This window comes from Pseudonocardia sp. GCM10023141 (assembly GCF_042653605.1).
Genome location: NZ_JBHSIR010000014.1, coordinates 91,993 through 116,337, shown reverse-complemented (window position 1 = coordinate 116,337; position 24,345 = coordinate 91,993). Strand labels below are relative to the sequence as shown.

Annotated in this window: 26 protein-coding genes and 1 riboswitch; of the genes, 16 read left to right on the top strand and 10 right to left on the bottom strand. The window is 73.2% G+C overall.

The annotated features are described in order from the left end of the window. Positions 1-125: 125 nt before the first annotated feature. The 4 genes from ACFPFQ_RS08065 to ACFPFQ_RS08050 are packed head-to-tail and all read left to right on the top strand — an operon-like array spanning position 126 to position 6,078. The gene (locus ACFPFQ_RS08065) at positions 126-4,391 is read left to right on the top strand and encodes a nitrate- and nitrite sensing domain-containing protein (protein WP_379616386.1); all 4,266 of its coding nucleotides are present in this window, start codon (positions 126-128) and stop codon (positions 4,389-4,391) included. Beyond that, positions 4,388-4,810 (top strand): roadblock/LC7 domain-containing protein, encoded by a 423-nt coding sequence (locus ACFPFQ_RS08060; protein ID WP_379616384.1) that lies wholly within the window; start codon positions 4,388-4,390, stop codon positions 4,808-4,810. The genes ACFPFQ_RS08065 and ACFPFQ_RS08060 overlap by 4 nt, the downstream gene beginning before the upstream one ends. A gap of 52 nt (positions 4,811-4,862) precedes the next feature. Then, the gene (locus tag ACFPFQ_RS08055) at positions 4,863-5,480 is read left to right on the top strand and encodes a DUF742 domain-containing protein (protein WP_379616382.1); all 618 of its coding nucleotides are present in this window, start codon (positions 4,863-4,865) and stop codon (positions 5,478-5,480) included. Then, entirely contained in the window at positions 5,461-6,078 is a 618-nt protein-coding gene (locus ACFPFQ_RS08050) for a GTP-binding protein (protein ID WP_379616380.1), read from the top strand. The genes ACFPFQ_RS08055 and ACFPFQ_RS08050 overlap by 20 nt, the downstream gene beginning before the upstream one ends. An 82-nt stretch (positions 6,079-6,160) precedes the next feature. Here the strand turns inward: ACFPFQ_RS08050 and ACFPFQ_RS08045 are convergent, their stop codons facing one another. After that, positions 6,161-8,386 carry a helicase-associated domain-containing protein gene (locus tag ACFPFQ_RS08045; RefSeq protein WP_379616378.1) on the bottom strand — a complete coding sequence of 742 codons (2,226 nt, stop codon included), beginning with the start codon at positions 8,384-8,386 and terminating at the stop codon, positions 6,161-6,163. A 120-nt stretch (positions 8,387-8,506) separates the two neighbouring features. On the opposite strand from ACFPFQ_RS08045, the gene ACFPFQ_RS08040 reads away from it, so the two are divergent. Both ACFPFQ_RS08040 and ACFPFQ_RS08035 read left to right on the top strand, forming a co-directional pair. Beyond that, on the top strand, positions 8,507-8,686 hold the full coding sequence (locus tag ACFPFQ_RS08040) for a hypothetical protein (RefSeq protein WP_379616376.1): 180 nt from the start codon (positions 8,507-8,509) through the stop codon (positions 8,684-8,686). A gap of 38 nt (positions 8,687-8,724) precedes the next feature. Then, positions 8,725-9,342 (top strand): nucleotidyltransferase family protein, encoded by a 618-nt coding sequence (locus ACFPFQ_RS08035; protein WP_379616374.1) that lies wholly within the window; start codon positions 8,725-8,727, stop codon positions 9,340-9,342. Here the strand turns inward: ACFPFQ_RS08035 and ACFPFQ_RS08030 are convergent. Next, on the bottom strand, positions 9,332-9,937 hold the full coding sequence (locus tag ACFPFQ_RS08030) for a transglycosylase family protein (protein WP_379616372.1): 606 nt from the start codon (positions 9,935-9,937) through the stop codon (positions 9,332-9,334). The genes ACFPFQ_RS08035 and ACFPFQ_RS08030 overlap by 11 nt on opposite strands. Positions 9,938-10,362: 425 nt before the next feature. On the opposite strand from ACFPFQ_RS08030, the gene moaC reads away from it, so the two are divergent. From moaC to ACFPFQ_RS08015, 3 genes are read left to right on the top strand one after another with little or no spacing between them, the layout of a single operon-like run. Continuing rightward, positions 10,363-10,842 (top strand): cyclic pyranopterin monophosphate synthase MoaC, encoded by a 480-nt coding sequence (moaC, locus tag ACFPFQ_RS08025; protein ID WP_379616370.1) that lies wholly within the window; start codon positions 10,363-10,365, stop codon positions 10,840-10,842. After that, on the top strand, positions 10,839-11,321 hold the full coding sequence (locus ACFPFQ_RS08020; RefSeq protein WP_379616368.1) for a MogA/MoaB family molybdenum cofactor biosynthesis protein: 483 nt from the start codon (positions 10,839-10,841) through the stop codon (positions 11,319-11,321). Before moaC ends, ACFPFQ_RS08020 begins: the two co-directional genes overlap by 4 nt. Further along, positions 11,321-11,749: a molybdenum cofactor biosynthesis protein MoaE gene (locus tag ACFPFQ_RS08015; RefSeq protein WP_379616366.1), complete on the top strand. Its 429-nt coding sequence runs from the start codon at positions 11,321-11,323 to the stop codon at positions 11,747-11,749. Before ACFPFQ_RS08020 ends, ACFPFQ_RS08015 begins: the two co-directional genes overlap by 1 nt. 106 nt (positions 11,750-11,855) lie before the next feature. On the opposite strand, the gene ACFPFQ_RS08010 is transcribed toward ACFPFQ_RS08015, so the two are convergent. After that, the gene (locus ACFPFQ_RS08010; RefSeq protein WP_379616364.1) at positions 11,856-12,371 is read right to left on the bottom strand and encodes a transglycosylase family protein; all 516 of its coding nucleotides are present in this window, start codon (positions 12,369-12,371) and stop codon (positions 11,856-11,858) included. 566 nt (positions 12,372-12,937) lie between these two features. Here ACFPFQ_RS08010 and ACFPFQ_RS08005 point away from each other — a divergent pair. From ACFPFQ_RS08005 to ACFPFQ_RS07995, 3 genes are read left to right on the top strand one after another with little or no spacing between them, the layout of a single operon-like run. Beyond that, positions 12,938-13,840, top strand: coding sequence for an AAA family ATPase (locus ACFPFQ_RS08005; RefSeq protein ID WP_379616362.1), 903 nt, complete (start codon positions 12,938-12,940; stop codon positions 13,838-13,840). A gap of 13 nt (positions 13,841-13,853) precedes the next feature. Then, a complete protein-coding gene (locus ACFPFQ_RS08000; RefSeq protein WP_379616360.1) occupies positions 13,854-14,993 on the top strand; it encodes a vWA domain-containing protein in 1,140 nt (379 codons plus the stop codon). Further along, on the top strand, positions 14,986-16,101 hold the full coding sequence (locus ACFPFQ_RS07995; protein ID WP_379616358.1) for an XdhC family protein: 1,116 nt from the start codon (positions 14,986-14,988) through the stop codon (positions 16,099-16,101). The genes ACFPFQ_RS08000 and ACFPFQ_RS07995 overlap by 8 nt, the downstream gene beginning before the upstream one ends. Positions 16,102-16,106: 5 nt before the next feature. Here ACFPFQ_RS07995 and ACFPFQ_RS07990 read toward each other — a convergent pair whose 3' ends face one another. Both ACFPFQ_RS07990 and ACFPFQ_RS07985 read right to left on the bottom strand, forming a co-directional pair. Further along, positions 16,107-16,748, bottom strand: coding sequence for a hypothetical protein (locus tag ACFPFQ_RS07990; protein ID WP_379616356.1), 642 nt, complete (start codon positions 16,746-16,748; stop codon positions 16,107-16,109). A 77-nt stretch (positions 16,749-16,825) separates the two neighbouring features. After that, positions 16,826-17,686 (bottom strand): Gmad2 immunoglobulin-like domain-containing protein, encoded by an 861-nt coding sequence (locus tag ACFPFQ_RS07985; RefSeq protein ID WP_379616354.1) that lies wholly within the window; start codon positions 17,684-17,686, stop codon positions 16,826-16,828. A gap of 70 nt (positions 17,687-17,756) precedes the next feature. On the opposite strand from ACFPFQ_RS07985, the gene ACFPFQ_RS07980 reads away from it, so the two are divergent. Further along, complete coding sequence (locus tag ACFPFQ_RS07980; protein ID WP_379616352.1) at positions 17,757-18,281, top strand: gamma carbonic anhydrase family protein; 525 nt, start codon at positions 17,757-17,759, stop codon at positions 18,279-18,281. A 48-nt stretch (positions 18,282-18,329) separates the two neighbouring features. Beyond that, a complete protein-coding gene (locus tag ACFPFQ_RS07975; RefSeq protein ID WP_379616350.1) occupies positions 18,330-18,824 on the top strand; it encodes a MarR family winged helix-turn-helix transcriptional regulator in 495 nt (164 codons plus the stop codon). Positions 18,825-18,932: 108 nt separating this feature from the next. Here ACFPFQ_RS07975 and ACFPFQ_RS07970 read toward each other — a convergent pair whose 3' ends face one another. The 3 genes from ACFPFQ_RS07970 to thiO form a co-directional block, all read right to left on the bottom strand. After that, the gene (locus tag ACFPFQ_RS07970) at positions 18,933-19,697 is read right to left on the bottom strand and encodes a thiazole synthase (protein ID WP_379616348.1); all 765 of its coding nucleotides are present in this window, start codon (positions 19,695-19,697) and stop codon (positions 18,933-18,935) included. Positions 19,698-19,699: 2 nt separating this feature from the next. Next, the gene (thiS, locus tag ACFPFQ_RS07965; RefSeq protein WP_379616346.1) at positions 19,700-19,900 is read right to left on the bottom strand and encodes a sulfur carrier protein ThiS; all 201 of its coding nucleotides are present in this window, start codon (positions 19,898-19,900) and stop codon (positions 19,700-19,702) included. After that, positions 19,878-21,029, bottom strand: coding sequence for a glycine oxidase ThiO (gene thiO, locus ACFPFQ_RS07960; protein ID WP_379616344.1), 1,152 nt, complete (start codon positions 21,027-21,029; stop codon positions 19,878-19,880). The genes thiS and thiO overlap by 23 nt, the downstream gene beginning before the upstream one ends. After that, positions 21,021-21,128: riboswitch (TPP riboswitch) on the bottom strand. It overlaps the preceding gene by 9 nt. Positions 21,129-21,162: 34 nt before the next feature. Here thiO and thiE point away from each other — a divergent pair. Next, positions 21,163-21,840, top strand: coding sequence for a thiamine phosphate synthase (thiE, locus tag ACFPFQ_RS07955; RefSeq protein ID WP_379616342.1), 678 nt, complete (start codon positions 21,163-21,165; stop codon positions 21,838-21,840). Here thiE and ACFPFQ_RS07950 read toward each other — a convergent pair. Both ACFPFQ_RS07950 and ACFPFQ_RS07945 read right to left on the bottom strand, forming a co-directional pair. Next, positions 21,832-22,617 carry a hypothetical protein gene (locus tag ACFPFQ_RS07950; RefSeq protein ID WP_379616340.1) on the bottom strand — a complete coding sequence of 262 codons (786 nt, stop codon included), beginning with the start codon at positions 22,615-22,617 and terminating at the stop codon, positions 21,832-21,834. The two genes, thiE and ACFPFQ_RS07950, sit on opposite strands and share 9 nt — an antisense overlap. Positions 22,618-22,653: 36 nt before the next feature. Continuing rightward, the gene (locus ACFPFQ_RS07945) at positions 22,654-23,406 is read right to left on the bottom strand and encodes a DUF3159 domain-containing protein (RefSeq protein WP_379616338.1); all 753 of its coding nucleotides are present in this window, start codon (positions 23,404-23,406) and stop codon (positions 22,654-22,656) included. Between the two features lie 108 nt (positions 23,407-23,514). On the opposite strand from ACFPFQ_RS07945, the gene ACFPFQ_RS07940 reads away from it, so the two are divergent. Continuing rightward, a complete protein-coding gene (locus ACFPFQ_RS07940; protein ID WP_379616336.1) occupies positions 23,515-24,324 on the top strand; it encodes an SGNH/GDSL hydrolase family protein in 810 nt (269 codons plus the stop codon). The last annotated feature ends 21 nt before the right edge of the window (positions 24,325-24,345 follow it).

The following is a 24,345-nucleotide window of genomic DNA, read 5'->3' as shown; positions in this document are numbered from 1 at the left end:
ACGGCCCGTCGCAGGCCATCCACCGCCGCTGGACCGCAGCTCGTCCGGTTCGGCCTCGCCGCCGGGCGTCCGGGCGTGTCAGAGTTCGGCCGATCGTCGCCGGCAATCCTCAGGGGGACGTTGACGTGACCAGCACGGAGACCAGGCCGACCTGGTCCGAGCGGTGGAACCCGCGGAACTGGACGCTTGCCTGGAAGCTCGTCGCGATCGGGGTGGTTCCCGCCCTGCTCGCGCTCGTGCTGGGGGTACTGCGTGTCGCCGACCAGGCCGGCAGTGCCGCGGACCTCGGCCGCAGCAGCAGGATGCTCGAGGTCCGCGGCCAGGTCGCGGGCGTCGCCGATGCGCTGCGCCAGGAACGCGACGAGGCCACCCTCTACGTCGCGGCCAACCGCACCGGTGACCGGGGCGTGCTCGACATCGGCTTCGGCCAGACCGACGCGCAGGTGGACACGATGCTCGCGGCGGTGCGCAGCACCGAGCAGCTCGACGCCGGCACCGTCGCGGCGCGGCAGCAGACCGAGAGCGGCATCGCCCAGCTGAAGTCCATCCGCACCGACTCCGCTGGCAACTCCACGATCAGCGCGGCACAGGTGCGTGGGCTCTACACCGACGTGATCGGCAGCGTCGACGTGCTCGACCGGTCGCTGCTGCGCCAGCTGCGCGCGCCCGACACGGCCGGTTTCGCCGACGCGCTCACCGCCGCCACCGACGCCTCCGAGCAGCTGGCACTGCAGCACACCGTGATCGGTGCCGCCATCCGTGCCGGCCGCCTCGCCCCCGGCGACACCAACGTCATCAGCGCCACCGAGAACCAGCTGCTCGCCGCGTACCGCGAGTACCAGGTGGCGCTCACCCCCGAGCAGGTCGCCCGCACCGGCAACTTCCTCAACGACCAGGGCAACTCGCAGCGCGAGGCGTTGAAGGCGGCCATCACGGCCACCCCCGACAACCAGCCGATCACGCAGCAGCCCTACGACTGGGACACGGCGTACGCCGGAGCCAGGGCCGCGGTCGACAAGTCGAGCACGGCTGTGCGCCAGGAGCTCGTCGCCACCAGCACCGCAGCCGAGCAGCGCGCCAGCAACCTGGCGGGCATCAACTCGGTCGTGCTGATGCTCGGCCTGCTCATCGGCATCACCATCGCGGTGCTCATCGCCCGCGCCCTGATCCGCTCGCTGCGGGTGCTGCGCACCTCGGCGCTCGACGTCGCAGAGCGCAGGCTGCCGCAGGCGGTCGAGAGCATGCGCGCAGGTGAGGCGCCCGACGTCACCGTCGACCCCGTGCCGCTCACCACGCGCGACGAGGTGGGCCAGGTGGCCCGCGCGTTCGACGCGGTGCACGGCCAGGCCATCCGGCTCGCGGCGGAGCAGGCGTCCCTGCAGTCCAACGTCAGCGCGATGTTCGTCAACCTCTCCCGCCGCAGCCAGGCGCTGGTCGAGCGCCAGCTGCAGCTGATCGAGCAGCTGGAGAGCAACGAGCAGGACTCCGACCAGCTGTCCAACCTCTTCCAGCTCGACCACCTCGCCACCCGCATGCGGCGCAACAGCGAGAACCTGCTGGTGCTCGCGGGCACCGATCTCGCCAAGCGCAACTCGGCGCCGGTCCCGATGGTCGACGTGCTGCGTGCCGCAGTGTCGGAGATCGAGCAGTACCAGCGGATCGTGGTGCAGGCACCGCCGTCGGCCACGCTCGTCGGCCGCGCCGCCAGCGACATCGTCCACCTCCTCGCGGAGCTGTTGGACAACGCCACCAACTTCTCCCCGCCGGATTCGCAGGTGGTCATGAGCACCACCAGCACCGCCGACGGGGCCATGGTCGTCGAGATCGCCGACCGCGGTGTCGGGATGGCCGAGCACGAGCTCAGCGACGCCAACCAGCGGCTGTCCGGGCCCTCCACGGTCGACGTGTCCGCATCGCGGCGCATGGGCCTGTTCGTGGTCGGTCGGCTGGGCACGCGGCACGGCATCAACGTGCGGCTCACCACGTCAGCGGGAGGCGGCCCCGGCGGCGGCCTCACCGCATCGGTCACGGTGCCCTCGTACCTGATCCCGTCCACCGACCCGATGGACGCGCCGCGCCAGCAGGCACCGGCTCGTTCCACGGTCGGTGCGGCCCCGATCACCATCGCGCAGCAGCGCGGTTCGGCCAACGGCAGCAGCAACGGCCGTCCGAACTCGCTGTCCGCGCTGGTCACGGGCTCCGATGGGCCGGCGAACCCGGCCGGGGCGTTCGATGCCCCCAACGGCGAGGGTGGGCTCTTCAGCGCGCCGCCTGCCACCAACGGCAACGGCAACGGGCCGCCGTCGCTGCCCAGCAGGCGCCCGGGCTCCACGCTGCGGCCGGACGGACCTCCGGTGCCTCCCGGACCGGGTCGTCCCGATCCCCGCGAGCAGGCCGAGGCCGATCAGCAGGCCGCAGCACGCGCCGCCGAGCAGCGCGCCCGCGAGGTCGCCGAGCAGGCCCGTCGTGACCAGGAGGCCGCCGCCGAGCGGTTCGCCAAGGAGCGGGCCGCCCAGGAACGGGCCCGGCAGGAGCAGGCGGCCCAGGAACGGGCGGAGCAGGAACGGCAGCAGGACCAGGTCGCCCGCGAGGCCGCTCAGGAGTCCCGTGAGCAGGAGTCCCGTGAGCAGGAGTCCCAGCCGCTGGAGCTGAACGGCTCGGCGAGCGAGACTGCGGCGCAGGAGACCGTTGCGGAGCGCGAGCCGGGCAACGGCTCGGGTCCGGACCAGGCGGCACACGGCACCGGCCTCAACATCCGGCGCTTCACCGCTCCCCCCGAGCACCAGCCGGGCACGCGCAACGGCTCGGCTCCGGCGTTCGGGGAGGGCTCGTTCGCTCAGAGCCCGCTGGCACAGAGCCCGTTCCCGAAGAACCCGTTCTCCCAGGCTGCCAACGGTGCCGCCACGAACGGGTCGGTCACCAACGGCACGGCGCACGCCGACATCGAGGCGCCGGTCGAGGAGGCCTCCGCCGTCGAGGCAACGCCGGACGACGGCGTCACCGAGGCAACGGCCGAGGTCGACGCACCGGCCGAGACCACTGCGGAAGAGGTGGCTGCGGATGAGGTGGTTGCCGAGACGGCTACCACCGCGACCGCTGACGCCGACGAGCTGCCGGAGTCGGCCGACGGCGATGCCGAAGCCGAAGCCACGATCGACGCCGCGGCCGGAACGCCTTCCGATGACGTGTCCGACATCGACAGCGACCAGGACGTGCCCGAGCAGAGCCTGAACGAGACGTCGACGCCCGTGGACGGCACCGACTCGCCGACCACAGCGCTCCCGGTCGTGTCGGCACTGCCGCTCAGGCAGCCGCCCACGGCCGCGATGCCGACAGCTCCGCCCGTCGTCGTACCGGAACCGCCTGCCCTCAACCCGCGGCCGCGGCCGGCGTTCCCGTTGCGCCCACGTCCGGCACCGGCGGCCGCCTTCGGCACCGGAGCCGGCCCGGCACAGCCCGAACCGACCGGGCAGCGTGGCCCCCAGCAGGTGCCGCCGGCACCGCCCACCACCCCGATGCCGATCATCAGCCGGGCGGGTGCGCTGCCCCAGCGCAGCGACGTGCAGGCTGAGCCGGTGCAGCAGGCCCCGTCGATCCCGCAGGCCCCGTCGATCCCGCAGGTCCAGCCCACCCAGGCCCAGCCCAGCCAGGAGCAGCCCGCGCAGGGCCAGTCCGCGCAGGGCCTAGCGGCCGAGACGGAGCAGGCCCCGGTCGAGGCGCGGCAGCAGCCCGGTCCCCGCCCCGCACCGCGCCGGCCCGACGAGCTGTTCGCACCGAACGTGCCGGTCATCGCGGAGCCCGGTTCGGCGGGCGGGCGCAGCGACGCCGACAGCTTCGAGCTCGGCGAGACCACACCGATCTTCGAGGAGATCGCGTCGGCGTGGTTCCGCTCGAACCGGCCGGTGCCGGTCAACTGGGAGACCGAGGACGCCGACGAGCCCGCACCCGCACCGGTTCGCGCACCGCGTCCGTCGCCGGCTCCGATCCGGACGCCGGCCCCGCAGGTGGTCGCACCCGCGCCGGTAGCGGTTCCCACGCCCCCGCCGGCGGCGGAGGAGCAGCCCACCGCGTTCGCGAGCATCGCCGACGAGGGTTGGCGTGCGGCGAGTGGTGCCGAGGCAGACCGAGGCGACGAGCTGACGGCAGCCGGGCTGCCCAAGCGGCGCCCGCGGGCGCGGCTGGTCCCGGGCAGTGCAGGATCAGCGGTGCTGGCTCCGCCGGTCACCTCGGTTCGCAGTGCCGAGACGATCCGCGGTCGGCTGGCGAGCTACCAACAGGGTGTTCGGCAGGGTCGGGAAAGTCGGATGCGTGGCGGCGAAGCAGACGTCGACGCAGCTGACACAGGTACGAAGCCCGCTACCGCGGGTGGCCACGATGAGGAGTTGTCATGACGGCACCGCAAACGCAGCCGAGCCGATTCGGCTGGCTGGTCACCAACTTCGCTGAACGCGTTCCCGGCGTTGCGCATGCCATCGTGGTCTCCGCCGACGGGCTGCTGCTCACCAGCTCCGACCGGCTGCCGCGCGATCGGGCCGATCAGCTGGCCGCCGTCGCGTCCGGGCTGATCAGCCTGACGCAGGGCGCTGCCCGCTGCTTCGACGCCGGCGGCGTGGTGCAGACGGTCGTGGAGATGGATCGTGGGATCGTCCTGCTCATGTCGATCAGCGACGGCTCCTGCCTCGCCGTGCTCGCCTCGCCCAGCTGCGACATCGGGTTGATCGGGTACGAGATGACGCTGCTCGTCGACCGGGTCGGTCAGCTGCTCACCCCGGAGCTGCGGGCCGAGCTCCAGAACACCTTCAGCTTCTGATCCACCCAGACCATGACCAGGCAGACGATCGGTAGAAGGCAGGTGATGTCCGATGACCTCCGGTCCCGATGACGAGCGCCGGCAACCCTCGGAGCCGACGTTCGCCGACGTCATGAACGGGTTCAGCTTCGACGCGAGCCGTTCCCCGAAGCGCCGCAGGTGGGGACGTCGCAAGGGCGCCGACGTCGATCCTGGTCCGCTCCCGGGTCCGCCGGGTCTCGAACAGCCCGTTCCGCCGCGGCCGGCACCGCAACCGCTGGTGCCGTCGGGGCCCACCACGGCCCCGATCGACATGCGGCTCATGTCCGTCGAGGAGCCCGATCAGAACGCGGGCGCCGCGGCGGTCCGGCCGTACACGTGGACGGGCGGGCGCACCAAGTCCGGCTTCGACCTGGCGATCGAGACGCTCGTCTCCACCAGCCAGCGCGGCCGGGATCAGATCGGCCTGATGCGGGTCGAACACCGCGGTATCGCGGAACTCTGCGAGCAGACGCGGTCCGTTGCCGAGGTCGCCGCGCTCATGTCCCTCCCCCTCGGCGTCGCCAGGGTGCTGCTGGGTGACATGGCCGGACTCGGCGTGGTGACTGTGCACCAGACCGCGAGCAGTGCCGGCAACGCGCCGGACCTCGCCCTGATGGAAAGGGTGTTGAGTGGACTCCGTCGGCTCTAGCTACCCCGGTGGCGGTGGCCCCCGAACGATCGCAACCGCTGCCACGATCTCCGCGAAGATCGTGGTGGCAGGGGGCTTCGGTGTCGGCAAGACGACGTTCGTCGGCTCGGTCTCCGAGATCATGCCGCTGACCACCGAAGCCGTCATGACCGAGGCCAGCGCGGGCGTCGACGATCTCGCCGCCACGCCCAACAAGGTCACCACCACCGTCGCCATGGACTTCGGCCGCGTGTCGCTGGACCGCGAGCTGATCCTGTACCTGTTCGGCACGCCCGGGCAGCACCGGTTCTGGTTCATGTGGGACGACCTGGTCCGCGGTGCCATCGGTGCGGTCGTGCTCGTCGACACGAGGCGGCTGGCCGACTCGTTCGCGGCCATCGACTTCTTCGAGGACCGTGGCCTGCCCTACGTCGTGGGCCTCAACGCCTTCGACGGGCTGCTGCAGCACCGGGTCGACGACGTCCGCGAGGCGATGTCGATCGATCCGGCGATCCCGATCATCACGTGCGATGCCCGCAACCGGGAGTCCACGAAGCACGCGCTGATCGCGCTCGTCGAGCACGCGATGCAGTACCACCTGGCGGCGCGCGCCCGCTGAACACTGGTCCTCGCACACCGTCGCGGGTCCTCGCACACGCTCCACGGTGTGCGGGGACGGGTGAACGTGTGCGAGGTGGCGGTCAGTCGTCCACCAGCGCCAGGCTCGTGATGCGGTGCAGCGGCACGCGGTGCAGCGCACCGTCCACGGTGTCGCGGCCCTCCACCACGCCGGCGCCGATGCTCAACGGTTCCAGCACCCGCTCGCCCGCCACCCCGTGGCCGTCGACGAAGCCGATCCAGACCGTGCGGCCCTGCGCCGTCGCGGTGCGCAGCAGGTCGAGCGTGGAGCCGTTGGCGAAGGACTCGGCGCCCTTGCGCATCCCGGCCAGCGCGTCACCGGCCCGCATCCGAGCCACGAGCGCCGCGAGCTGGTCGGGATCGGGATCCGGCGGGGTGCCCACCCGTTCGCTGCTGCGGCGGCGGGGAGCGGTGCGCTTGCCACGGTCGGTGAGATCGAGGACCGCCCCGCCGGTGTCCTCGGCCGCGGGGGTGAACCCGGCCTCGCGCAGTGCGTCGAGCAGCTCCACGAGCGGGAGCGGGCTCACCAGCACGGTGGGGGCGAGCCTGCGCAGCTCCAGCCCCGGCGCCGCCGGGTTCGCGAGCACCTCGGAGATCAGCACCTCGTCGTCGGAGCGCAGGAACGAGGCCGCTGCTCCCCCGCGGAGCCTGCCGTGGCGGCGGGCGACGTCGTCGACGAGGTAGCTGAGGCCCTGGGGCACCGGCGTGGCCGAGCGCTTGGCGAGCAGCTCGTGCAGATCGGCCGCGGAGCGGCCGGCGTCGAGCGCCCGGCGGATCGTGGCCTCGGTGAATCGGTAGACCGTGGCTCCGCCGGCGGACTCGACCTCCGCGAGCAGCCCCAGCTCGCGGGCGAGTTCGGGTTCCAGCGGGCCCGGCGCGATCGCGGTGAGGTCGGCCTGGAGCAGGACGTGGTCAACGGGCTCCGGAAGGGTGGCCCGCAGCTCGGCCACGAGCCGGTCCTGGTCGCCGAGCAGCGCCCGGCCCGGCGTGGACAGCGCGTCGAGTGCCACCACCCCGAGCACGGTGGCCTCGGCGAGCACCCAGCCCACCACCTCGTCGCGCAGCCGGCCGCCGCGCCGCGGCGCCCGCCAGGCCAGCACGTCGGCCAGCGCGGAGGCCGACCCGGCAGCCGTGCCGGGAGGCATCTCGGCGAGCCCGGCGAGCACGCGCCGCCGGTCACGCGGTGCCAGCGGGCGGCGCACGCCGTCCGACAGCGCCGCGATCGCACGGCCGGCGTCGTCCTTGCGACCCACGAGGCCCGGCAGCCGGGGCAGCTCCAGCCAGGTGCGGGCCAGCAGGGACCACCGCAGTTCCGGCCCGCCTACCGCCCAGACGTCGACGGCGGTGGTGGGCACCCAGTCCGGCGCCATCCCGTCGCCGGGGCCGATCAGATCGGCGGCCACCGCCAGCTCGATCAGCAGTGCGGCGATGCCCTCGTCGGCGTCCATCTCCTTGGCGGCCCGGCGCAGCTCGCGCACCCCGAGCCCGCCGGAGCGCAGCACGGGCGGCGGGGTGCGGCTCCAGAACGCGACGAGCAGCTCCACCTGGCGCAGGACGCCCAGCGCCGCGCCGCCCGCCGTGCGGTCGACGACGTCCGCGCCGCGGTTGTGCGCACCGATGTCGGGAGGGGTGACGGCGATCGGACCGAGCGGGCGGTCGCCGCGCAGCGCGACGCCGACCTGCCGGGGCAGCTCCACCGTCTCGGGGTCGACCCGCAGCAGCAGCCCGCGCGCGATCAGCCGCGCCACCGGGCTGGCGGGATCGGCACCGCCGCGGCTGCGCCCGATCGGCGGCCCGACGGCCAGCGCGTCGAGCACGCGGCGCTCGTCGGGCTCGACGGCGGCGAGCAGCCCCGGCAGCGCCGAGGAGCCCGCGAGTCCCTGCGCCGGTCGACCCAGCCCACCCGGGTACCGGGGCACGACATCCCGCGCAGCCGGTACCAGCGCCAACGCGGTGTCGGTGCCCCAGACCAGCGCACGCCCGCGCAAGGCGCTCAGCGCCGCGCTGAGCGCCTTCTGCGTCATGTCGGGACCCAGCAGCCCGGCGAGCTCGGTGCGCGGCACGGGCGCCGAGTCGGCGTCGGCGACGACGAGGGCCTCCAGCACGGCCAGCCCGATGGTGTCGAGGTCATCGCAGGCCCGGTGCACCGACGCCCGGATCCCGGCGCGGGTGGCCAGTACCGTGAGATCGGCAGGCGGTGGCACGGCGAGGTCCGGGCGCAGCCGCAGGAGTGCGGCGAGCGTCGCGTCGTCCTGGGCGCGCAGCCAGTCGACCAGCGTGGTGGGCATCCTGTCCAGGCTACTGGTCGGTCGCGGTCGCGCCGGGAGAAGAGTGGCGGACGCCCCGGCGACAGCGGGTGTGGGCGTGCGAGATACTTGCACCAGACCGCCCCACCACAGGAGGACACCGTGGCCAAGCCCGCCCGCCCGGGTCGCATCGATCCCACCTGGCCGGAGCTGCCCGACGGCGAGCACCCCGTCAGCGAGCTCGCCAGCCCGATGCAGGGCTCGCTGTCACCATTCGGTGATCTCGAGTTCCCCCTCGACTCGGTGCCGTACGAGCACCCCATCACCAAGATCAACAAGTAGATGTCCGCTGGGTCCGTCCGGACCGATCGAGAAGGCGAATGACCCAGGAGATCCCACCCGCTGCCGGGCTGCTGCTCGCCGGGGGCGCCGGGCGCCGTATGGGCGGGCCGAAGGCGCTCGTCGAACTCGGCGGCGAGCCGCTGGTCCGCCGGGCGCTGCGCGCGCTCCACCAGGGCGGTTGCACGCCACTGGTGGTCGTGCTCGGCGCCGCAGCCACGGAGGTGCGTGCCGCGCTGCCCGATGGAGTGCGCGCGGTCGTCGCCAGCGCATGGGCCGACGGCATGGGCGCGTCGCTGCGGGCCGGGCTCGCGGCGATGGCCGACCTGGATCCCGTGCCGGACGCCGTGCTGGTGCACCTCGTGGACCTGCCGGGCGTCACGGACGCTGCGATCGCCCGGCTGACGGCAGGCGCCACACCGGACGTGCTGCGCCGCGCGGCCTACGACGGCGAAGCCGCACACCCGGTGCTGATCGGCCGCACCCACTGGGCGGCGGTGAGCACGTCCGCCACCGGCGACGCGGGCGCCCGCGGCTATCTCGCGGGCCATCCCCAGCTGGAACTGGTGGAGTGTGGCGACATCGCCGATGCCGGCGACGTCGACACACCCGAGGAGCTCGCGCGCTTCCGCGCGCGCAGCGCCACTGCTACAGACTGATCTGCTGACCCGGGAAGATCGAGTTCGGGTTGCCGGCGAGCGCCGGGTTCTTCTGCACCAGCGCCTGCCAGCCACCTGCGACGTTGTTGCGTGCCGCGATCAGCGACAGCGTGTCGCCGGACTTGACGGTGTAACCGCCGGTGGTGGGCCCGGACAGGCGCACCTGCTGCACGGGGGCGGGAGCCGCGGCTCCGGGCGCCGACCGCTGCGTTGCCGCCTCGCCGCGCGCCCCGGCCTTGACCGAGCACACCGGCCAGGCGTTCCAGCCCTGCGACGCGAGCACGCGCTCGGCGACAACGATCTGCTGGGCCCTCGTGGCCTTGTACGCCACGGGGGCGAACTCGCCGCCACCGAAGCCCGTCCAGGTGGTGGGGGAGAACTGCAGGCCACCGTGGAAGCCGTTGCCGGTGTTGATGTCCCACCGGCCGCCGCTCTCGCACTGCGCGACCCGGTCCCACGTGGCATCGGTCGCGGCGTTGGCAGCCGGGGCCGAGATCAGCAGCGGGGCGCCGACGACGGCGCCGGCGAGCGCGGTGCGGGCGATGGTGCGCCCGGTTGTGCTGGGGACGCGATGACGGCCGCGGTAGCGAGCCATGAGTGTCTCCGGCGCGCTGCGCAGACCTCCGCCGGGGAGCTGGCGGGTGGCGGCCCTGGGGTGACCGCCGAGGTCGTTCCTGTCCCACGCGGGGTTCGTGAGGCAATGGGGGGCCGGGACCGCCGGACAGGGGAGCGCTGCGGTCTCGGAGCCGACCCGGACCGGGGAGTCCGTGAGGGCCATCGAGCACGCTACGTGTGACTTGCCTGAGAGGGAACCCGGCGTGGCGGTCCAGGCGCGCCGATGCGCACTGGGCCGAACGGTTCAATCAGGTGGTGTCCCCGCAGCTCACGGTGACAGCGAACGGGGACGAACCCGTTCAGGGGAGGTTGCCTCAAAGTGACTCACATCACTCGAATGGCCGCTATCCGGACCTCTCCCCCACCTCGCAACGCCACGGTGCGTCACGCCGTAGGGTCACCGTCGTGGAGCTCTCGCACGTCGACGCCGCAGGTGCCGCCCGGATGGTGGACGTCACAGGCAAGGAACCGACCGCGCGCACGGCGGTGGCCACCGGCACGGTCCGCACCACGGCCGAGGTGATCACGCTGTTGCTGCGCGACGGCCTGCCCAAGGGCGATGCGCTGGCCACGGCCCGCATCGCCGGGATCATGGGCGCGAAGCGCACCCCGGACCTCGTGCCGCTGTGCCACCCGATCGCGCTGAGCGGCGTCACCCTCGACCTCGAGGCCGAGGGTGCCGAGATCCGGATCCGCGCCACGGTCCGCACCACCGATCGCACCGGGGTCGAGATGGAGGCGCTCACCGCCGTCGCCGTCGCCGGGCTGACGCTCCACGACATGATCAAGGCCGTGGATCCGGCCGCCGTGCTCGACGCCGTGCGCGTCGAGCGCAAGGACGGCGGCAAGACCGGTACCTGGGTCCGGCCCGCGGAGCGCTCGTGAGCGCCCCGGCCCGCACCGCGCTGGTCGTCACGGCGTCCAACCGCGCCGCCGCAGGCGTCTACGCCGACCGCGGTGGCCCGCTGATCGTCGAGTGGCTGCGCGAGCGCGGCTTCGACACTCCCGACCCGGTCGTCGTACCCGACGGCACGCCGGTCGGCGATGCACTGCGCGCCGCGGTGGCAGGCGGCGTCGACGTCGCCATCACCACCGGGGGCACCGGCATCTCTCCCACCGACGCCACCCCCGAGGTCACGCGCGCCCTGCTCGACTACGAGGTGCCGGGGCTCGCCGACGCGATCCGGGCGGCCGGTGCGCCGAAGGTGCCAACCGCCGTCCTGTCGCGCGGGCTGAGCGGCGTCTCGGGACGCACGCTGATCGTCAACCTGCCCGGATCGCCCGGCGGCGTCCGCGACGGGCTGTCCGTTCTCGACGGCGTGCTGCAGCATGCGGTCGACCAGCTGCACGGGGGTGATCACTGATGGCCGCAGTCGTCTTGCGGGCCGATGTCGGCGAGGATCTGCTCGACGTGGCGGAGCTCGCCGCGCTCGTGGACCAGGCCGCGGCCGGGGCGGTGGTCACGTTCGCGGGCGTGGTGCGCGACCACGACGGTGGCCGCGCGGTCAGCGAGCTGTCCTACAGCGCGCATCCCACCGCGAGTGCGGTGGTGGCGCAGGTGGCCGCCGACGTCGCGGCGCGGGCCGGTGGGGTGCGGGCCATCGCGGTGAGCCACCGCGTCGGGAAGCTGGCGATCGGCGACGTCGCGCTGGCGTGCGCGGTTGCGGCCGACCACCGGCGCGAGGCCTTCGAGACCTGCGCCGAGCTGGTCGACGAGGTCAAGCGGCTGCTGCCGGTCTGGAAGCAGCAGACGTTCGCCGACGGCACCGACGAGTGGGTCAACTCGACCTGATCGACGCGTCAGGTCGAATGTTCTCGCCTGCCCGGATCCGACGCCTGCCCGAACGCCGATCGACCCCTGATCGGCGGTGATCAGGGGTCGGTGGCGGTGGCGGAACTCAGAGAACGATCTGTTGCCCGATGCGCAGCGCGTTCGGGCTGCTCAGCACGTCGGAGTTGCGGGCGTAGAGCGCCTGCCAGCCGCCGGCCACACCGTGCGCGGCTGCGATCTTGCTGAGCGTGTCGCCCGCGACGACGGTGTAGTTCGCTCCGGCCTTGGCCGGTGCGGCGGCGGGAGCCGCCGGGGCGGGAGCCGAGGCGCGAACCGTGCTCGGCTCGGCCGGGAGGCCACGCAGGCCCATCTTGGTCGAGCAGGAGGGCCAGGCGCCCCAACCCTGCGCGGCGAGCACGCGCTCGGCGACGGCGATCTGCGCCTCACGGCTGGCCTGCCAGGCCTCGCCGGTGCCACCGAATGCGCGCCATGTCGACGGCGTGAACTGCAGGCCTCCGGAGAAGCCATTACCGGTGTTGATGTTCCAACGACCGCCGGCTTCGCACTGGGCGAGCTTGTCCCAGGCGGAGTCGGGGGCGGCGTTCGCGGTGCCGGCGAGCACAATCGGGGTACCGACTGCCACTGCTCCAGCAACTGCCAAACGAAGAAGACTTCGGCCTGTGCGATGCGCGGGTCGAGAAGTCATTTGTGTTGTTCTCCTTGTCGCACCGTCGAGGAGGATGCGCTCGTCAGCGGGCAGGGAGTGACCCGGCCGAGCAATCCCGGTCGTTCTCGCAGGAGCCGGGGGGACTCCTGCGAAATGTGCGCCTCGGCCCTGTCCCGCACTCCATCTCGACGGACCGGAACCGCGGGACAGGGCCTGGCGCGACGGTTCCGGATGCATTTTCGATCGTTCTCACGAACGGCCGACCGACGACGCTACGAGTCCAGGGCCGGAAACCGTCAATCCTCGACAGGGTGACCATCGTCACGGTAACAACAGTTTTATCGTTCCGATACATGGATTACTGCAGGTCAGAGGGATGTGATCACGGCCAGATCACGATCCGGTCAATACCTCCAAAACGAAACTATTACCGACTGCGTCACACCCGATAGTGGACGGAACGTGGTCACTCGATCACTGCGCGCTGGACTCCCTCGCCCTCGAAGTGGCCCGCAGGGCGGTCGGTCAGTCATGCTGTCGGGGTGAACCATCCCGACGCGGCCGTCGCGGCCTCCCCCGCCGCACTGGCCACCGCGCTGCGCTCCACGGGGTACCTCGCCGACGACGGCCTGGCGACCGCCGCGTACCTCGCAATGCAGATGAATCGGCCCCTTTTCTGCGAGGGAGAACCGGGCACCGGCAAGACGGCATTGGCACAGGCATTGGCGCAGGTGCTCGGAGCCGAGCTGATCCGGCTGCAATGCCACGACGGCATCGATGCGTCCCAGGCGCTCTATGACTGGGACTTCCCGCGCCAGCTGTTGCACCTGCGCGCGATGGAGGCGGCCGCGAGCGCCGGCAACGAGAAGCTCGACGCCGATGCGGTCGAGGCGTCGCTCTACGATCGGCGGTTCCTGCTCGCGCGACCGATCCTGCGCGCGCTGCAGACCACCCCCAGCGTGCTGCTCATCGACGAGGTCGATCGCGCCGACGACGAGTTCGAGGCCTTCCTGCTGGAGGTGCTCACCGAGCACGCCGTCACCATCCCCGAGATCGGCGAGATCCGGGCCGAGGTGCCGCCGCTGGTGGTGCTCACCTCCAACCGCACCCGCGAGGTGCACGACGCGCTCAAGCGGCGCTGCCTCTACCTCTGGCTCGACCACCCCGACATCACGCGCGAGATCGAGATCCTGCACAGCAGGCTGCCGGGGCTGCCCGAGCGGCTGGCCGCGGAGGTGGCCGGTGCGGTGCGGGCACTGCGCCAGGCCGACCTCATCAAGCCACCCGGCGTGGCCGAGACGCTCGACTGGGCCCGCGCGCTGCAGCTCGTCGGAGCCACCCACCTCGACGTCGACAGCGCCGCGGCCACCCTCGGCGCGGTGCTGAAGTACCGCGAGGACGCCGATCGGGTCCGCAAGCAGCTCGACACGCTGCTCGCCTCCTGAGGATCTGCACCCGATGACGAGCACCATCACACCGGCAGACGTCAACGGCGATCCGATCCCCGGGCTCGTCGGCTTCACCGCCGTGCTGCGGGCGGCCGGTCTCGCCATCACCACCGACCGGGTCGCGGCGTTCCTGTCCGCACTCGACGCGCTCGACGTCACCAGCCGGATGCAGACCTACTGGGCGGGCCGGCTGACGCTCTGCTCCGATCCCGACGACCTGCACCGCTTCGACCGCGCGTTCGAGGAGTGGTTCACCCCGCCGCGCGGCAGCCGCACCCGCATCACCGACGACCGTCCGGCACCGCCGCCCCGGATCGCGGCGCTCGGCCCGTCCGACCCGGGCACGGGCGAGGACGACGGCAGGGAGGCACCGCAGATCCACGCGCGGGCGAGCGGCACCGAGGTGCTGCGCCATCGCGATCTCGCCGAGCTCAGCCCGGCCGAGCGCGAGCACCTGCGCCGGCTGCTCATGCTGTTGCGTCCGGAGATGCCGCAACGACCGTCGCGGCGCCTGCGCCCGGCTCGGCACGGCGGGCCGGATGCGGGCCGCACCCTGCGCGCCATCCTGCGCAACGGTGGGGAGCTGCGCCACCTGCACCGCCGCGACAGCTCACCGCGGCCGCGCAAGATCGTGCTGCTGATCGACGTGTCCGGCTCCATGGAGCCCTACGCCGACGCCCTGCTGCGCTTCGCCCACGTCGTCGTGCGGCGCTCGCCCAGCACCGTCGAGGCGTTCACCCTCGGCACGCGGCTGACCCGGATCACCCGCGAGCTGCGCATGCGCGATGCCGACCACGCGCTCAGCGCGGCCGGCAAGGCGATCCCCGACTGGTCGGGCGGTACCCGCCTCGGCGAGGTGCTGCGGGCCTTCGTCGACCGCTGGGGACAGCGCGGCGCGGCCCGACGGGCCGTCGTCGTGGTGTTCAGCGACGGCTGGGAGCGTGGCGAGACCGATCTGCTCGCTGCCCAGATGTCCCGGCTGCGACGGCTGGCCCACCGGATCGTGTGGGTCAACCCGCATGTCGGCAAGGAGGGCTACGCGCCGGTGCAGGGTGGAATAGTCGCGGCACTTCCGTACTTGGACGACTTGTTGGCCGGGCACAGCCTGGCCACGCTGGAACAGCTTCTCGAGGTGGTGCGCGATGCGTGATGTGCTGGCCAAACTGGACGAGTGGTGGAGCAAGGGCGACACCGCCGCGCTCGCCACCGTCGTGGGCACCTACAGCTCGGCCCCGCGCCAGCCCGGTGCGTCGATGCTCGTGGGTTCGGAGGGCGAGGCCGTCGGCAGCGTGTCGGGCGGCTGCGTCGAGGGTGCGGTGTACGAGCTGGGGCAGCAGGTGCTCGCCGACGGGCGGCCGCTGTTCCAGCGCTACGGCGTTTCCGACGACGACGCGTTCGCCGTCGGGCTCACGTGTGGCGGCATCATCGACATCTTCGTGGAGAAGGTCGACCCGGAGAGCTACGAGCAGCTCGGCCGGGTCGCCGAGGCCGTCCGCGGCGAGTCACCGGTGGCCGTGGCCACCGTCGTGGTGGGCCCGGCCGAACGGTTGGGCAAGCGGCTGGTGGTCTGGCCCGACCGGGTCGAGGGCAGCACGGGTTCGGGCCGCCTCGACGACGCCATCCGCGACGACGCCCGCGGGCTGCTCGACGTCGGTCGCAACGCGATGGTCACCTACGGTGTCGACGGTCAGCGTCGGGGTGAGGGCCTCTCGGTGTTCGTCGAGTCGTTCGCCCCACCGCCGCGCATGATCGTCTTCGGAGCCATCGACTTCGCCGCGGCCGTCGCGCGCATCGGCAACTTCCTCGGGTTCCGGGTCACCGTCTGCGATGCGCGGCCCGTGTTCGCCACCGCGTCGCGGTTCCCCGGCGCCAACGAGGTGATCGTGGAGTGGCCGCACCGCTACCTGGCCGCTGAGTCGGAGGCCGGTCGCATCGACGCCCGCACCGCGTTGTGCGTGCTCACCCACGACCCGAAGTTCGACGTCCCGCTGCTCGAGGTGGCGCTGCGACTGCCCGAGGTGGGCTACATCGGGGCGATGGGCTCGCGGCGCACCCACGACGACCGGCTCGAGCGGCTGCGCGAGCGCGGCATCACCGAGGCGGAGATCGCGCGGATGTCGAGCCCGATCGGCCTCGACCTCGGTGCGCGTACCCCCGAGGAGACGGCCGTCTCGATCGCGGCCGAGATGATCGCCCAGCACTGGGGCGGCGCCGGTGTCCGCCTCGCTGAGCGCGAGGGCCCGATCCACGTCACCTGACCCCGTCAGCGGACGATCCGTAGCAGCCGCGACGCCGGCCGGGCGCCGGGGCGGCGTTCGGCTTCCGTGAACAGGTAGCGGCCCGGTGCCGTCGCGTCGGTGCGCTCCCAGCGCTCCCGGCTCCAGGCGGAGACGTGGTAGCCGTACCGGTGGCGCAGGTCCGCGGCCAGCTCCCCGTCGGCGAGCGTCAGCAGTAGCGCCGGGCGGTGGTGCTGCAGCGTGGCGACCGCTCCGGCGAGCACGCCGGCAGGCTCACCACCGACCCGGATGAACGCCACCCGCTCGATCCGCTGCATCGCGCACACGCCGTCGAGCGTGGTGGTGGGTGGTGACTCCCGGAGCTCGGCGGCACCCACGGCCGCGCCGTGCACCCGCACCGCCGCACCGGCGAGCCGCGCGCTCACCCGCAGGAGCCGCGACGGCCGCGTCTCGAACGCGTGCACCGTGCCCGTCGGTCCGGTGAGCGCCGCGAGCCGCAGGCTGTAGGCACCGTGGCCAGCACCGAGGTCGAAGCAGACCTCGCCCGGCCCGACCAGCGCATCGAGACCGCACAGCTCGGGCTGACCGACCCCGGCGGCGGCGGCGCGGCGCAGCAGCGTGCCCATCGCCGTGCCCCGCAGCAGTGGGTCCCGCTCGATGACCGTCATGACAACAACGCTACGAGCACCGCGGCCCGGCCGCCTCCCCCGCGGTGGGCTCTACCGGTGCATCCCCGGGAGCCAGGTCAGCCGCCGACGGTGAACGCCTTGTCGTCGGTGAGCACCGGGCGCCCGGCCCCGTCGGACGGGTCGTCCTCGCGGACGCGCACCGTGTACTGCCCGGGCTCGAGCGTGATCGTGAACCGGTACGGCGCGAACTTCTGCCCCTCCGCGCTGCTGGCGACCCCCGAGCGCACCACGGCGGAGCCCCGCAGCACCTCCCAGTGCACGGTCGCCTCGAACACGGCGGCCTCGCCGGAGACCACCACGTCGCGACCGACCGTGGCGCCCTGCGCCGGGTCGTCGATCTGCACGAGCGAGCGCAGCGCGTAGACGTCGCCGCGCGCGATCGGTGCGGTGGCCGGCACTGTCCACAGCGTGTTCACGGCCCTGCCGTCCACGAGCACCCGCACCGGATCCGTGGACTGCCGGGCGCCCTGCACCGTCAGCACCAGCTGCTGCACGGCGAACGGCGCCGCGTCCGCCGCCACCCGCGTACCGTCCACACCGTACAGATCGACGGTGGTGACACCCGCTTCGGACGTGACGGGCGCGCGCAACGCCACACCTGACGGCCAGAGCGTGCGGTAGTCGGGATCGAGCGGCGCGGTGAACAGCTCGCGGACGGCGTCGCTGACCGGGTCCACGGTGGTGACGCGGTGGAACTCGCGATAGAGGCGCAGCCCGGACGGGGTCTGCGAGGCGTAGTAGACGGGCAGGGCCCGCACCTGGCCGGGTGTCGGGGTCGGGGTCGGGGTCGCGACGGTGGTGGCGGCCGGTGCCACCGGAACCGGCGCCGAGGCGCCGGAGCAACCCGCGAGCACGAGCACCAGCACTCCGAGCAGCCCGATCGGTCCGACTCGCCGCACCGCGATCACCTCCTGCATCCAGGCTGCCCGCGGGCAGCGGGGCGACCCGGACGGCGCGCCGCACCCGCACGGGTGGCACCGTGTCGCCATGCCGCTGTTCTCGTTCGAGGGCCTCGCCCCCACCGTGCATCCTTCCGCGTTCATCGCCCCCACGGCCACGCTCGTGGGCGATGTGCGCGTCGAGGCCGAGGCGTCGATCTGGTACAACGCCGTGCTCCGCGCCGACTTCGGCCCGATCATCGTGCGCGCGGGCGCCAACGTGCAGGACGGCTGCGTCCTGCACGGCGGCGACGACCCGATCACCGAGATCGGGGAGGGCGCGACGATCGGGCACCTGTGCGTCATCCACGGCTGCGTGATCGGCGCGGAGGCGCTGATCGGCAACGGGTCCACGGTGCAGGACGGCGCCCGGATCGGCGCCCGCTGCCTCGTCGGCGCCGGCTCCACCGTGCCCCCGAACACCGTGGTGCCCGACGGGCAGCTGGTGCTCGGCACCGTCGCGCGGGAGAAGGGGCCGCTGACCGACTCGGCGCGCTGGTGGGTGGACGGCAACCCGTCGATCTACCGGGAGCTCGCCGCGCGGCACCGCGATGGTGTGCGTGCTGTCGGCTGATCGCGCCAACCGTTGCACGGCGCAATAGCAGGGAGGACAGTGGACGCCATGGACGCCACCCCGTCCGGCAGCCCGGCCGAGGCGGACCAGGCCGTCGACGAGCTCGGAGCGGCCGTCATCGCGCTCATCCACGCCTGGCGCACGATCAGCCGCCGGGTTCCGGAGCATCCCCCGGGGATCGCGGCCACGATGGAGATGGCGCGCCTGCTCGGGGAGGACGAGCATCGGTTGAGCCGCATCGCCGAGCTGCGCGGGGTCGACCAGTCGGTGATCAGCAGGCAGGTCACCGACCTGCAGCGGCGCGGGCTCGTCTGCCGCCGCCCCGATCCGACCGACCACCGCGCGAGCCTCATCCGCCTCACCGCAGACGGGCTGCAGGTGCTGGAGAGCTCCCGCACGCTGCGCCAGGACTGGGTGCGGGGCGCGCTGGCCCGCCGTCCGGTCGCCGACGTGCGGACCACGGCCGAGCTCGTGGCCGCGCTGGCCGAGGAGCTCGCGGCCCGCGGCGCCGATATGCCGGACCCGCTGAGCCGGCCCGGCTGACCGACGCTGAACCGGTTGGCGCCGTCACCCGCCCCACCCACCGCGCCAACCCAGTAGCCACCGCGCCAACGTCTCGACATCGGCGCCGTGGCCAACTGGTTGGCGCGGTCAGGCGTCGGGGTCGGGCGAGCTGGCCTGCGCCCAGTACCGGCGCGGGATGCGGCCGGCCCCGTACGCGGCGCGACCGGCGTCCACCGCGAGCCGCATGGCGTTGGCCATCCGCTCCGGATCGCCCGCCCTGGTGACGGCGGTGGCGAGCAGCACCGCGGAACACCCCAGCTCCATCGCCTGCGCCGCCTCCGACGCCGTGCCGATGCCGGCGTCGAGCACCACCGGCACCCGCGCCTCGGCCACGATCATCTCGATGTTGTGCGGGTTGCGGATGCCCAGCCCGGTGCCGATCGGCGATCCCAGCGGCATCACGGCGGCGCAGCCGAGCTGTTCGAGGCGGCGGGCGAGGATCGGGTCGTCGTTGGTGTAGGGCAGCACGGTGAACCCGTCGTCGACGAGCTGCTCGGCCGCGTCCAGCAGCTCGACGGGGTCGGGCAGCAGCGTGCGCTCGTCGGCCACCACCTCGAGCTTGACGAGGTCGGTCTCGAGCGCCTCGCGCGCCAGCCGCGCGGTGAGCACGGCCTCGGCCGCGGTGCGGCAGCCCGCGGTGTTGGGCAGCACCTCGATCCCGAGGCGGCGCAGCAGGTCGAGCACTCCGGTGCCGGTGGCGGCGTCGACGCGGCGCATCGCGACGGTGGTCAGCGTGGTGCCCGACGCCACGAGCGCCCGCTCGAGGATCTCCAGGTTCGACGCGCCGCCGGTGCCCATGATCAGCCGCGAGCCGATCTTCCGCCCGCCGATCACCAGAATGTCGTCGTCCATCGTCACCCTCCCTGCACCGCCGTCAGCACCTCGACGCGGGCGCCCTCGTTCAGCTCCGTCTCCGCCCACACCGCGCGGGGCACCACCTCCCCGTCGACGGCGACCGCGACGCCGCGGCCCGGTACCCCGAGCACGCCGAGCGCGTCGGGCACCCGGGCTCCGACGGTCAGCTCGCGGCACTCACCGTTGATCCACACCTGCATGGGCCACCTCCTTCGCGAAACGACTGGGATCGGCGGCCGGCACCGCGTCCGGGACCGGGTGCCCCTGCAGCAGCGCGAGCACGGCCTCGGCCGTGATCGGCGCGAGCAGGATCCCGTTGCGGTGATGACCCGTGGCGACGAGCAGCCCGGCCGGGCCCAGCGCTCCGATCAGCGGCAGGTTGTCGGGGCTGCCCGGCCGCACCCCGGCCGCCGACTCCACCAGCGTGTACTCGGCGATGCCGGGCAGCACGCGCTCGGCATCGCGCAGCAGGTCGCGCACCCCGCCGACGGTGACGTCGGTGTCGAAGCCGGTCTCGTACTGCGTGGCGCCGATGACGAGGCCCCCGCCGTCGCGAGGCACGGCGTAGACGGGTCGCCCGTCGACGAGCGCCCGGACGGTGCGCGTCGGCGCGGGGAACGCCCCCGCACGGTGCGCGAGGCGCAGGATCTCGCCCTTGATGGGCCGGATCAGTCCGGCCAGCTCGGGTCGCAGCGCGCCGGACCGGGCGCCTGCGCAGATGAGCACGTGATCGGCAGCGACGTCGCCGCCGTCCGTGGCGACACCGACCACCTGACCGCCGTCCTCGAGCACGCCGATCGCCGAGCGCTCGACGAAGCGCGCCCCGGCCCGCTCCGCGGCGGCTCGCAGCGCGGCCAGCAACAACCGGTTGTCCACGGCCAGGTCACCGGGTACCGACAGCCCGCCGCGCACCTCCGGCCCGAGCGCGGGCTCGAGCCGGCGCAGCTCACGGCCGCCGAGCCGCTCGACGTCGCGGCCCAGCGCGGCGAGGTAGCCGGCGAGCGTGTCGAGCTCGGCGCGATCACCCGCACCGGTGGCCACCACGACGGTGCCCTCGGTGCGCAGCCCGGCCGGGCGGCCGGCCGCCGCGGTCAGCTCGGCGGCGAAGCCCGGCCACCGGTGCAGCGACGCCACGCCCAGCTCGAGCAGCGCCTCCTCCCCCGGCCACGCCTCCGTGACCGGGGCGAGCATGCCGCCCGCCACCCACGAGGCGCCCGTTGCCGGTGCCGGATCGAGCACCGTGACGTCGAAGCCGCCCGCTGCGGCGCGCCAGGCGCAGGACAGGCCGATCACGCCCGCGCCGATCACCGTGAACCGTGAAATCGTCATCTCCCCGCTCCCTGCGCCGGCATGACCCGGATCAGGTTCGACGGTCGGAACCACTGTGCGGTTCCCTCTCAGCCCAGCCGGGCTCCCGTGCGTCACCTGTCGCCCACCCTACGCCCGCGTAGTGTCGGAAACCGTGCCTGGACTCGATGGAACCGCCCTGCGCGAACGGCTGGACGACGCCCGCCTCTACCTCTGCACGGGAGCGCGGCGTGATCGCGGCGATCTCGCGGAGTTCGTGGACGCCGCGCTCGCGGGTGGTGTCGACATCGTCCAGCTGCGCGACAAGGGCAGCGACGGGCCGCTCGAGGCACGCGACGAGCTCGCCGCCCTGGAGGTGCTCGCCGAGGCCTGTGCGCGCCACGGTGCGCTGCTGGCCGTCAACGACCGGGCCGACATCGCGCTGGCCGCCGGCGCCGACGTGCTGCACCTGGGTCAGGACGACCTGCCCGTCGCGTGGGCGCGCAAGATCGTGGGCGACGACATCGTGGTCGGGCGCTCGTCCCACAGCGCCGACGAGACGCTCGTGGCCGCCGACGAGGCCGGCGTCGACTACTTCTGCGTCGGACCCTGCTGGCCGACCCCCACCAAGCCGGGACGCCCCGCACCCGGCCTCGACCTGGTGCGCACGGTCGCGGGGCGCGAACCGGCCCGCCCGTGGTTCGCCATCGGCGGCATCGACGAGCAGCGCCTCGACGAGGTGCTCGCCACCGGTGCCACGCGCATCGTGGTGGTGCGCGCGATCACCGAGGCGGCGGACCCGCGGGCCGCGGCAGCGTCGCTGGCCGCGCGCGTGCGCGCGAACTCAGCCTGAGCCGGTCGACGGCGAGCCCAGCGACGGGAGCAACCCGCCCAGTCCGCCACCACCCCTGCGATCCTGCAACGGCGTCGATGGCGTGTTCGTCGAGCTCGGATCCGGCTTGTCCGACGGCGTGGCCGGGCTCGTGGTCGGGTCGTTCGACGGGTCCGGGTTGTTGTCGTTCCAGTCCTGCTGGTCGTGTCGTTGCTGCTGGTCCTGCTGGTCGTTCGACTGCTGCTGCTGCTCGTTCTGCCCGTTGCCGGTGATGACGCGGCCGACGGACGTGCCGGCCTGGCCGGTGACCAGCGTCGACCCCTTGATCCACTCGGCGCCGGTGACGGCCAGCAGGCCCACGGCGAACGCCACCAGCGCGACGACGGCGTAGCGGAACCGCCTGCGCGGCGGGGCGGTCGGCTCGACGCGCAGCCGCACCGTCTCCGCGTCGAGCGGCAGGCGCGGCATGGGCATCGTGGAGGCGCCGCCCTCGTCGGCGGGGCGGATGCGCCGCACCAGCCGGTCGCGGGTGGTGTCGAGCGAGCGCTGGTACAGCGTGGAGGCCACCGTGCTCACCAGCGAGCCGAAGGCCGCACCGATCACCGTGCCCGTGGCCCCGAAGTAGGAACCGAGCACCGCGCTCGTCGCCGCGGCGCCCGACCCGGCCAGCACCTTGTTGACCGTGAGGTCGATGCCCTTCCTGGGCTCCTCCTCTGCAACGGCCGGAGGCGTCGGGGTGGGCCGGTTCGGGGTCGGCCGCGTCGGGGTGGGGCGGGGGGCGAACGGTGGCTGTGGCATGGCTCCTGTCGCGATCACTGCGTTGTCGTCGTACTCCTACTGTTCCAACGCGCGGTCGGCCTTGATCGCTACAGTCTGATCACTGTTCGTGAGCGCGTTCACCCCGGGAGCCGGCTGCACCCCCTTCGGTTCCACCGGGTGGCGCAGGCCCGGATGGCCCTTCGGCAGGGCCGAACGGAGCAACGGCCACGACACCGCCACGCAGACCGCGACGAGTGGCCAGGTCAGCACCAGCCGGGCCGCCGCGAGCGCCACCACCTGGTCGGCCCGGAAGAGCGGGAGGAACACCGCGAGCCGCACGAGGTACTGCGCCACCCACGCCCAGCTGGCGCGCTGGTAGCCGCGCATCAGATCCGGGTCGCGGCGCCAGCGGGTCTTCTGGCCCAGCAGCGTGCCGACGACGACGCCGAGCAGCGGCCACCGGATGACGATCGACACCGCCCAGGCCAGCGCGCTCGCCGCGTTCGTCATGATCTGGATCAGGAAGAAGTCGATCGCCCGCCCGGTGTAGAGCGCGATCAGCGCCGCGACAGCCACGCCGAGCAGGCCGAACAGCACCGACCGCGGCCTGCGACCGGTGGCCAGCCGGACGGCGCCGAGCACGGCGGCGGCGAGCGCGGCAAGCCCACTGCCCCACGCGATCGGCGACGGCCACCCGGCCGCCTGCGCCACCGTGAGACCGAGAACGAAGCCCACGACGGGCACCGTCGCGTCCAGCGCGCCACCGCGGCCGCCCAGTAGCTCACGAAGGTTCTCGGCGCGCTCGACGCGCTCCTCGGAACTGCTCATGAGGCAAGGGTGCCCTATCACCGGCCGATGTCTCACCCCTACTGGCATTCATCACGGGTTGTGGGTGATATTGAGGAGATCTCCAACCGTCGTCAGGATGGCGGGGAGGTGAACGAGAAGGGGGGCGACACCATGGGACGTTGGAACAGCTTCGTCGCCGTCGGAGACAGCTTCACCGAGGGTCTGGACGATCTGCGCGCCGACGGCACGCCCCGGGGCTGGGCCGATCGGCTGGCCGAGCACCTGGGCACCGGGCGTCCGGAGTTCCGCTACGCCAACCTCGCCGTGCGGGGCAAGCTGCTCGACCAGATCGTGGACGACCAGGTGCCGGTGGCCGAGCGGCTGCGCCCGGACCTGATCGCGTTCTGCGCGGGTGGCAACGACATCATCCGGTTCGCCTGCGACACCGACGACCTCGCCCGGCGGTTCGACGCGGCGCTGGAGCGCGTCACCGCAACGGGAGCGCAGGTCATCGTGTTCACCGGCTTCGACCTGGGCCGGATGCACCCGTTGATCCGCCGCCTGCGCGGCCGCGTCGCCTGCTACAACGAGCTGATGCGGGCCAGCGCGGAGCGTCACGGCAGCATCGTCGTCGATCTGTGGGGCATGGCCCCGCTGGCCGATCCGCGCACCTGGGGCAGCGATCGGCTGCATCTCACCGCGGAGGGCCACCGCCGCGTGGTGCTGCGCGTGCTGGAGACGCTCGGCGAGCCGGTTGCCGAGGACTGGCGCAGCCCGCTGCCCGTCGCCGCACCCAGCACGTGGCGCTCGCGCCAGCAGGAGGACCTGCGGTGGATGCGCGAGTGGGTGCTGCCCTTCGTGCGCAAGCGGCTGCAGGGCCACCACACCGGCGACGGCTTCGAACCGAAGCGCCCGGAGCTGCTCCCGCTGGACCGGGGCCCCTACCCGGTCGCCTGACGCTGACGCACACCGTGCGGG